Raw genomic sequence first — 768 nt, 5'->3', positions numbered from 1 at the left:
GCCGCAAGGCGTGGGGGTTCAAGTCCCTTCACCCGCACCATTATATTTCGCGGAAGTAGTTCAGTGGTAGAACACCACCTTGCCAAGGTGGGGGTCGCGGGTTCGAATCCCGTCTTCCGCTCCAGAAAATTTTGCCGGGGTGGCGGAACTGGCAGACGCACAGGACTTAAAATCCTGCGGTAGGTGACTACCGTACCGGTTCGATTCCGGTCCTCGGCACCATTGATTTTTCGGAAGAAAACAACATATTTAGCGCCCGTAGCTCAATTGGATAGAGCGTTTGACTACGGATCAAAAGGTTAGGGGTTCGACTCCTCTCGGGCGCGCCATATAGATCGGGAAGTAGCTCAGCTTGGTAGAGCACTTGGTTTGGGACCAAGGGGTCGCAGGTTCGAATCCTGTCTTCCCGACCACCTTATTTGGGGCCTTAGCTCAGCTGGGAGAGCGCCTGCTTTGCACGCAGGAGGTCAGCGGTTCGATCCCGCTAGGCTCCACCAAAATTTTTAAAAAAAGTCATTGACACTGATTGGGTGGAAATGATATGATTATCAAGTCGCTTCAAACAGAAGCACTTACACATTGAACCTTGAAAACTGAACAAAACAAGACAATACGTCAACGTTAATTCTAGATTTATTTTTAAGAGCTATTCAAACTTTTATCGGAGAGTTTGATCCTGGCTCAGGACGAACGCTGGCGGCGTGCCTAATACATGCAAGTCGAGCGGATTGATGGGAGCTTGCTCCCATCAGTCAGCGGCGGACGGGT

5 tRNA genes and 1 rRNA gene are annotated in these 768 nt (G+C 50.7%); all 6 read left to right on the top strand.

Annotated elements, in window-relative coordinates:
- Window positions 1–49: 49 nt before the first annotated feature.
- Window positions 50–124: transfer RNA gene (locus ACFQWC_RS23185), tRNA-Gly, on the top strand.
- A 9-nt stretch (window positions 125–133) separates the two neighbouring features.
- A tRNA-Leu gene (locus ACFQWC_RS23180) sits at window positions 134–222 on the top strand.
- A 30-nt stretch (window positions 223–252) separates the two neighbouring features.
- Window positions 253–329, top strand: a tRNA-Arg gene (locus ACFQWC_RS23175).
- Between the two features lie 7 nt (window positions 330–336).
- Window positions 337–413, top strand: a tRNA-Pro gene (locus ACFQWC_RS23170).
- Between the two features lie 8 nt (window positions 414–421).
- Window positions 422–497 (top strand) — tRNA-Ala (locus tag ACFQWC_RS23165).
- Between the two features lie 161 nt (window positions 498–658).
- A 16S ribosomal RNA gene (locus ACFQWC_RS23160) occupies window positions 659–768 on the top strand; the annotation flags it as partial.

Source organism: Rossellomorea sp. GCM10028870 (assembly GCF_042666755.1).
Taxonomy (GTDB): Bacteria; Bacillota; Bacilli; order Bacillales; family Bacillaceae_B; genus Rossellomorea.
The sequence above is the reverse complement of the archived record's forward strand: the minus strand, read 5'-3'. Positions and strand labels throughout refer to the sequence as shown.